The organism is Bacillus sp. BB081 (assembly GCF_008368895.1).
GTDB lineage: Bacteria > Bacillota > Bacilli > Bacillales > Bacillaceae_G > Bacillus_A > Bacillus_A wiedmannii.
Genome location: NZ_QOZX01000040.1, coordinates 40513 through 47874 on the forward strand (window position 1 = coordinate 40513; position 7362 = coordinate 47874).

11 protein-coding genes are annotated in these 7362 nt (G+C 34.7%); 4 read left to right on the forward strand and 7 right to left on the reverse strand.

Going from position 1 to position 7362, the window contains the following annotated elements; translation table 11 throughout:
* Nucleotides 1-332 precede the first annotated feature (332 nt).
* From DN394_RS17790 to DN394_RS17805, 4 genes are all read right to left on the reverse strand, one after another.
* On the reverse strand, nucleotides 333-689 hold the full coding sequence (locus DN394_RS17790; RefSeq protein ID WP_000728373.1) for a YxeA family protein: 357 nt from the start codon (nucleotides 687-689) through the stop codon (nucleotides 333-335).
* Nucleotides 690-825: 136 nt separating this feature from the next.
* Nucleotides 826-1662, reverse strand: a complete 837-nt coding sequence (locus DN394_RS17795; RefSeq protein WP_000248044.1) for a YitT family protein — start codon at nucleotides 1660-1662, stop codon at nucleotides 826-828.
* A 118-nt stretch (nucleotides 1663-1780) separates the two neighbouring features.
* A complete protein-coding gene (locus DN394_RS17800) occupies nucleotides 1781-2110 on the reverse strand; it encodes a PH domain-containing protein (protein ID WP_001004213.1) in 330 nt (109 codons plus the stop codon).
* Nucleotides 2111-2257: 147 nt separating this feature from the next.
* A complete protein-coding gene (locus tag DN394_RS17805; protein ID WP_001273921.1) occupies nucleotides 2258-3235 on the reverse strand; it encodes a LacI family DNA-binding transcriptional regulator in 978 nt (325 codons plus the stop codon).
* Nucleotides 3236-3540: 305 nt separating this feature from the next.
* Here DN394_RS17805 and DN394_RS17810 point away from each other — a divergent pair, with 305 nt between their 5' ends.
* Nucleotides 3541-3636 (forward strand): DUF3948 family protein, encoded by a 96-nt coding sequence (locus DN394_RS17810; RefSeq protein ID WP_001060007.1) that lies wholly within the window; start codon nucleotides 3541-3543, stop codon nucleotides 3634-3636.
* Nucleotides 3637-3709: 73 nt separating this feature from the next.
* On the opposite strand, the gene DN394_RS17815 is transcribed toward DN394_RS17810, so the two are convergent.
* Nucleotides 3710-4315, reverse strand: a complete 606-nt coding sequence (locus DN394_RS17815) for a lysophospholipid acyltransferase family protein (RefSeq protein ID WP_000277788.1) — start codon at nucleotides 4313-4315, stop codon at nucleotides 3710-3712.
* 336 nt (nucleotides 4316-4651) lie between these two features.
* Between DN394_RS17815 and DN394_RS17820 the strand changes: the two genes are divergently transcribed.
* On the forward strand, nucleotides 4652-4747 hold the full coding sequence (locus tag DN394_RS17820) for a DUF3948 family protein (RefSeq protein WP_001060011.1): 96 nt from the start codon (nucleotides 4652-4654) through the stop codon (nucleotides 4745-4747).
* Nucleotides 4748-4807: 60 nt separating this feature from the next.
* Here DN394_RS17820 and DN394_RS17825 read toward each other — a convergent pair whose 3' ends face one another.
* Nucleotides 4808-4948 (reverse strand): YrzO family protein, encoded by a 141-nt coding sequence (locus DN394_RS17825; protein ID WP_000894068.1) that lies wholly within the window; start codon nucleotides 4946-4948, stop codon nucleotides 4808-4810.
* Nucleotides 4949-4969: 21 nt separating this feature from the next.
* Complete coding sequence (locus DN394_RS17830) at nucleotides 4970-5938, reverse strand: DMT family transporter (RefSeq protein WP_098092897.1); 969 nt, start codon at nucleotides 5936-5938, stop codon at nucleotides 4970-4972.
* Between the two features lie 127 nt (nucleotides 5939-6065).
* Here DN394_RS17830 and DN394_RS17835 point away from each other — a divergent pair, with 127 nt between their 5' ends.
* Entirely contained in the window at nucleotides 6066-6932 is an 867-nt protein-coding gene (locus DN394_RS17835; RefSeq protein WP_046960213.1) for a LysR family transcriptional regulator, read from the forward strand.
* A gap of 255 nt (nucleotides 6933-7187) precedes the next feature.
* The gene (locus DN394_RS17840) at nucleotides 7188-7289 is read left to right on the forward strand and encodes a DUF3948 family protein (RefSeq protein WP_001060020.1); all 102 of its coding nucleotides are present in this window, start codon (nucleotides 7188-7190) and stop codon (nucleotides 7287-7289) included.
* The last annotated feature ends 73 nt before the right edge of the window (nucleotides 7290-7362 follow it).

The window sequence follows — 7362 nt, forward strand, 5'->3', positions numbered from 1 at the left end:
AAATTAACTATCTTTTAACCATCGAATTACATTACAGAAGACTTACATGTTTGTAAGCTATGTGTAATGTAATTCGATAGTTTCTCTTACCTACATCTCGTACAATAAAGTTAGAAAACAAGCCAAATAAGAAGAACACTCACATAACCAAATTACATTGCTAGTAGCTACTCTTCTTATACCTTTCACTCATGCTACTACGATGTACCCCCTTCCCCTTTATATAACAAAAAGAGCCTTAGTCCATATAGACTAAGGCTCTTTCATGAACCTTAAAATACCCCTACCTAGTATTTTTATTTTCGACAAAAAATAGGTGGGGGTATAATCTGCTATCTCATCGTTAAAAGTTTACTCTTCGCATTAATAGGAATATTTACAGCTTCAATTTCTTCAATCGCCTCTCCGTAGCGTCCTTTTGCATACACCTTTAACGCTTCATCTCTCTTTAACATATGCTTAACAGTCTTCTTTATTTTTTGTTCTCTTCCACGTTCGTCAAATGCAATAAATTCATATTCATACCACTCATCACCAATATGCTGACCAATTGTATTCACGACCGTATAGTATTCTTTCGTCTTATAAAGTGGATTATATTTATCGATAACTGGTCCAAGTTTCGTAGGCAGTAACATTACTACTATCACTATCATCGCTATTATAGTAGCGATCATTTTTTTCTTCATAATCAATCTTCCTCCTCTGCAGGATATATACATCCATTTTAAAAAGAAGGAATAAAATCTACTATTGAATCTCATTACATTACACTTACATTTTTGTAAGAATTAAAAAAGGTGAACGAATTTACTCGTTCACCTTTTAGCTCGCTTTAAAGCCACCGCCAAGTACATCACGTACATCATGAATAACAACGAAAGCATCTTCATCTACTCGACTAATAACCTGCTTTAACTTAACAAGCTCTTGTTTATTTATAACAACATATAACACTTCTTTATTTTTACCAGTATATCCGCCGCGTCCTTCTAATACAGTGACACCGCGTGTCATGTTTTTCGTAATAGTTTCACGGATTAAATCCGGTTGATTTGAAATGATTGTAACAGCTGTTTTTGTATCCATTCCTTCTACAATGAAATCAATCACTTTTGCTCCGATGAATACTGCAACAAGTGTGTACATTGCTTTTTCTTGCCCTATTATAAATACAGAACCAGCAATTACCACAATATCAATAATAAGTACGCCTTTACCAACGCTCCACCCTAAATATTGATTGGCTAACCGAGCTAAAATTGCCGATCCTCCTGATGTACCTCCAGCTTTGAACATACAGCCTAATCCGACACCGACAAATAAGCCAGCGAATAGAGCCGCTAATAACGTATCACTATTTACATGATACTCAATATGTTCCGTAACATATAAAAACAAGGATGTTTCTACAATCCCTAAAATTGTATAAACCATCGTTTTCTTATCAAAAAATTTATAACCAATAGCTAGTAAAATTGCATTTATAGCAAAGTTTACAATCCCCGGCGACCAATCAAATAAATAGTACGTAACAACCGTTAAACCAATAATTCCACCCTCTGATAAACGGTTTGGAATTGCAAAGTAATTAATACCAATTGCGAATAATAATGAACCAATTGTAATTAGTGTTATTTCCTTTATACGTTGATTAACCATAGTTCATACCTCCCCCCCATTTGACATTGTATCACTATCTCCTAGAGGTTTAGAAGTTGTTTTTATTGCGCATTTTTACTCTTAAAGATCGGGATATTATGTTTAAACAAAGGGGTGATTAATTATTCATATTCGCTCTAACTGTACGGACAAATCGCTCCACATTCCCCTTCTGTATATACTTAGCTCGAATGGTTTCATGATTACAAGTACATTCGAAATGCGGACGAAAATCTATGCTATCTATATGCAAATATGAATAATCTTTAAATGTTGCAGGATAGTATGGAAATTTCCCATAAAAGAGAAGACGTCTAGTAGTAGCAGCAAAAATCCCATGTTGATACGATAGCGTAAAATTATCCTTCTCAAATATCCCTACGACAAAAGCCAAAATCTTTTCATCATCTTCTATATACTTTTTCATACTCAATAAAAGTTCATTCATGCATATCCCTCCAAATACTATTCTTGAAAAGAATCCATGGATTATTACAGACCGGTGTAACTCCTTTATAAAGTATGAAACGCGTTTCCTGTCAAAGATATTTCAAAAAAATAATCCGTTATGCAACTTACACATAACGGATTAAAACTAAACGGTAGAGCGTTCCACAAGTTCATATGGAATTTCCACCTTTTCTTGTTTAGAACTTTCATCACGTATTTGCCTGTAAAACATTTCAAAGGCCTTTTTACCTATTTCCTTTAAATTTTGATCAATGGTTGTAAGTTGTAACACTTGCGAAATAGGTTGATTATCAAAGCCAATAATCGCTAAATCCTCAGGAACTTGAATACCTAATTTTTCAGCTTCTGTCATAACCCCAATCGCAACTTCATCTCCTGCTACTATTAATGCTTCGGGAAGATGCTGCATCCCCTTTAATTTATGAGCCACTTTCACACCATCTTCTAATGTAAAACATTCTGTGAAAATCCATTCTTCATTCACTTCTTCATCTATAGATTGCAATTGCTGTTTATAAACATCAAAACGTTTTTGACTACTCGGACCTAACTTCCTTCCCGTACAATAACCAATTTTTTTATAACTTTTCTCAATCAAATAATCCATTCCTAATTGAAAAGCTGCCGAATGATTCGTATATACACTTGAGATATTTGAAATATCATTATCTTCACAAGCAACGATTGTCCCATAGGAAGCATACGGCTCTATCGTTTCCCAATCATTCGCACGAGAACAAATAATAAGGCCATCCAATTGTTTTGTTTTTAGCATATGTAAACTTTTCATTTCTTCTTTTTTATTATAATTCGTTTGGCAAAGTAGCACTCTGTAATTATGAGCTAACGCCACCTCCATCATCCCGCCCACCATCGCATCAAAGCATGGATGATTAATATACGGTAAAATCACACCAACAATATTCGTTTTCCCTTTTGATAAATGAACGGCATTTGCGTTTTGTGAGTAATTCAACTTCTCAACTATCTCCATAACGGCTTTCCTTTTTTCTTCACTTACATATGGGTGATCATTCAACACTCTCGAAACAGTCGTAACTGAAACTCCCGCCATCTTTGCAATATCTTTAATATTAGCCATACGCTCACCTCTACTTTTAACTTAATGAATTCCATGAACATATGTCAAACTTTCTCATCATTACATCTTCATTCGTTTTTCTTACAAAAGTGTAATTTTCCTGTAAGCTAATTCGATAGTTACTCTCTGCTTTTTTTCATACAATTAAGTCAGAAACAGGGCAACAATTATTCGAAAAGGAGCGGATTCATATGATGAACAAAATGAAATCAAACAATTTTTTAAATACAATGGGCATGGTATTTTCCGCTCTAATCGATGCTAAAGCTGTTGCTTCTACATTAAACAAGTAAGGAGAATTCATTATGAACAACATCACTTTTAACAAATTAGATTTTTTAGGACTAGCTAGTGGCTCTCTTCTTCTTACTGCTTTTATTTACGCCGCTACGCTTGTATAACTTTTGTGTCCCCTTTCCCCTTTATTATAAATAGTAATAGAAAAGACGACCGTCTATGCCCGGTCGTCTTTTCTTACTTTTGATTTGATTGCAAAGTTTCCTTTAGCTCATCAAACTTCTCATTTAATTGATCTGTCATCATTTTCATAGCTGTTTTTCGATCTATTTGTTCTTCCGCATCAATTTGAATTGGATCTCCAAAAATCAATTGCGCCTTTTTCCCTTTTATTAATTCTTTCACACTCGATGGACCAACATAAGCTGCCGGTACTAACGGGACATTAGAACGCAGTGCAATCGTAACAGCCCCAGCTTTTAATGAAACGTCTTCTGTTGATCGTGTCCCACTCGGAAAAATCCCTACTACTTTCCCTTCTTTTAATAGGCGTGACGGAATTTTGAGTGTACTCGGTCCTGGATTCGCACGATCTACAGGGAATGCATTCACATTTTTAAAGAACCAGTTTTTGAATTTCCCTTCAAATAATTCTTTTTTGGCCATGTAATGAATTTGGGTCGGGTACATCCCTGTAGCTAACATTAATACATCCATAAAACTTGTATGTGTACACGCAACAACATATGGGCCACCTTCTGGTAACTTTTCTCTTCCTTGCACTTCTACTTTCCCAGCTGTTTTAAATATATATTTTAACAAAAATGTAATTGGTTTATACATTTGTTTCGTTCCTTTCTGAACATCCGAATTATAGTCATTCTCTTACAATGATTATAACACTAAGTTTTAGGAGTTGGTAATAAAAATAAGTATTAATTGTTAAATTTCAATTCTTACAAAAGTGTAATTTTCTTGTAAGCTAATTCGATAGTTACTTCCCCAAATATTTCATACAATTAAGTCAGAAAGAAACAACAACTATTCGAAAAGGAGCGGATTCATATGATGAACAAAATGAAACCAAACAATTTCTTAAACACAATGGGCATGGTATTTTCCGCTCTAATCGACGCAAAAGCTGTTGCTTCTACATTAAACAAGTAAGGAGAATTCATTATGAATAACATCACTTTTAACAAATTAGATTTTTTAGGATTAGCTAGCAGCTCTCTTCTTCTTACCGCTTTTATTTACGCTGCTACGCTTGTATAACTTTGTGTCCCCTTTCCCCTTTATATAGAAAAAGACGACCGTCTATGCCCGGTCGTCTTTTTACATTTTTCTTTCTTTTAACTCTTTTAAAAGCTGTATCATTTCAGCTTGTTGTTTTATCTTCTTACGACCATTTCGGTTAATTGCTGCAAGCTCACAAGCAACTCCGACGGCGAAGAAAAACAATAAACTTTCTAACATGTGAAATCCTCCAATTGCCTATTAAACAGCTTGACGTAATTGCTCTTCTTGTAAAATTCGCTTGTTTATATTTTCTTCTTTTCTCTGACAAACGTTATTGCGAATAAGTGCTGCAATAACAAGTAAAGTCCCTATAATATCAAAAATCGTTATTCGATATCCTTGCATCATCATAATAACTAAAGTCGTAATCGGTACAAAATTAATAAATAAAATCCCATTAATGGACGATAAAATTTTCACACCATAGTTCCAAGCAAGTAACGCTACGATACCTGGTAATGTCATCATAAATAACAAATCATGCTTCACAATAGAAATCGTTTCCATACTTGGAACAGATACATATCCAAGCACTGTAATGACTACAGTTATAATCCCTGTGACAGTTGTACCCAATACACATGTCAAAGTAGAATAGCGTAATGTTGACCAATCGCTACACGTTTGACCACCCATCGTATAAATCACCCATCCTACAACACCAACAAATATAAATGCTAGCGAAAACATGTTATCTTTCAACGTTAAAAAGAAACTCATATCACCTTTTGTAATAACAAATATAGCTCCTACAAAAGCAATCATCATGCTCGTTATCATATACTTTTTCGGTTTTACATGCTTATAGCCCCATAGAATACAAATAGAAATCATCGGCATAAGCGCTTCCATAATGGAGGCTACCATCACGCCTGATTTTCCCATTAACATTTGACCTAAAAATATAAGTATATTATATACAGTAAACGCCATCGTTCCGAAAAAGACGAGTAACTTTCCTCTTCCCTCTAAACGAAATGCCTGCTTTCCTTCTTTCGCTAACAACAATACAATCAGTACGATTGCCACCGCTCCATAGCGAATAAGCGAAAAATAAAATGGATCTATGTATTCTAGCGCATGATCAGCAACCGGAAACATTGCTCCCCACGACATACTTGCAATTAAACACGCTAAAGCCCCTATTATCATTTGACCTTTTTTCACCACAATCCCCCACTTCTTTCTATTTGCACAAAGAGAATTGTAAAAGAAAAAATATATCACGTAAAATGATTCAAAATGATGTTAACTATCACTTATAATGATAGTTAACATCAAGGAGGAGCATAAAATGGAATTAAGAGACTTACAAATCTTCCAAAGCGTTGCCGAACAAGGCAGTGTAAGTAGCGCAGCAAAGGAATTAAACTATGTACAATCAAATGTCACCGCGCGTATTAAACAACTAGAAAATGAACTGAAAACACCCCTCTTTTATCGTCATAAACGAGGCATGACTTTAACAGCTGAAGGAAGAAAAATGCTCGTTTATGTTAATAAAATTTTGCAAGATGTTGACGAGCTAAAACAAGTATTTTTAGATAGTGAAACTCCCTCTGGCATATTAAAAATCGGTACTGTCGAAACAGTAAGTACATTACCTACCATTTTATCTTCTTACTATAAACGATATCCGAATGTCGATTTATCATTACAAGCGGGTCTAACAGAAGCATTGATTAGAGAAGTACTTGATCATCAATTAGATGGTGCCTTTATATCAGGGCCTATTAAACATCCACTAATTGAACAATACGATGTTAGTACAGAAAAATTAATGCTTGTAACACAAAATAAAGCTTTTCATATAGAAGAATTTACAACAACGCCCCTACTCGTTTTTAACCAAGGATGTGGATACCGTTCCAAACTAGAACGATGGCTTAAAGATGAAGGTTTGCTCCCAAAAAGAATTATGGAATTTAATATATTAGAGACAATATTAAACAGTGTTGCACTCGGCCTTGGAATTACACTCGTACCACAGTCTGCTGTCCACCATCTTTCTAAAGCTGGTAAAGTACATTGTCATGCAATCCCTGAAAAATATGGTAGTATTTCAACGGTTTTCATACGCCGTAAAGATAGTTATATGACGAATTCAATGCGTAGCTTTTTAAAAACAATTGAAGAGCATCATCATATCAATATGCTTTAAAAGACATTCTTACGCGAATGTCTTTTTTTCTTACAAAAGTGTAAGCCTTCCGTAAGCTAATTCGATAGTTGCAGGCGATCATATTTCCTATAATTAAGACATAAAGCAGGGCAACAACAATTCGAAAAGGAGCGGATACGCATGATGAACAAAATGAAATCAAACAAATTTTTAAATACAATGGGCATGGTGCTATCCGCACTTGTCGATGCAAAAGCTGTTGCAACTACATTAAACAAATAAGGAGAGATTATAATGAACAACATTACTTTCAACAAATCAGACTTTATCGGACTTGCAAGTGGAGCTACTCTTCTTACAGCTTTCATTTACACACTTGCTCAAAGTCTTGTTTAATGCTTTGTTTCCCCAAACCCCTTTATATATAGAAAAAGCTGCTTGTCTTATAGATGAAGTGAACCCGAATAGT

Excerpts from the sequence above, each read along its gene's own strand:
- DN394_RS17790 (WP_000728373.1), bottom strand. The coding sequence starts at position 689 with ATGAAGAAAAAAATGATCGCTACTATAATAGCGATGATAGTGATAGTA.
- DN394_RS17795 (WP_000248044.1), bottom strand. The coding sequence starts at position 1,662 with ATGGTTAATCAACGTATAAAGGAAATAACACTAATTACAATTGGTTCA.
- DN394_RS17800 (WP_001004213.1), bottom strand. The coding sequence starts at position 2,110 with ATGAATGAACTTTTATTGAGTATGAAAAAGTATATAGAAGATGATGAA.
- DN394_RS17805 (WP_001273921.1), bottom strand. The coding sequence starts at position 3,235 with ATGGCTAATATTAAAGATATTGCAAAGATGGCGGGAGTTTCAGTTACG.
- DN394_RS17810 (WP_001060007.1), top strand. The coding sequence starts at position 3,541 with ATGAACAACATCACTTTTAACAAATTAGATTTTTTAGGACTAGCTAGT.
- DN394_RS17815 (WP_000277788.1), bottom strand. The coding sequence starts at position 4,315 with ATGTATAAACCAATTACATTTTTGTTAAAATATATATTTAAAACAGCT.
- DN394_RS17820 (WP_001060011.1), top strand. The coding sequence starts at position 4,652 with ATGAATAACATCACTTTTAACAAATTAGATTTTTTAGGATTAGCTAGC.
- DN394_RS17825 (WP_000894068.1), bottom strand. The coding sequence starts at position 4,948 with ATGTTAGAAAGTTTATTGTTTTTCTTCGCCGTCGGAGTTGCTTGTGAG.
- DN394_RS17835 (WP_046960213.1), top strand. The coding sequence starts at position 6,066 with ATGGAATTAAGAGACTTACAAATCTTCCAAAGCGTTGCCGAACAAGGC.
- DN394_RS17840 (WP_001060020.1), top strand. The coding sequence starts at position 7,188 with ATGAACAACATTACTTTCAACAAATCAGACTTTATCGGACTTGCAAGT.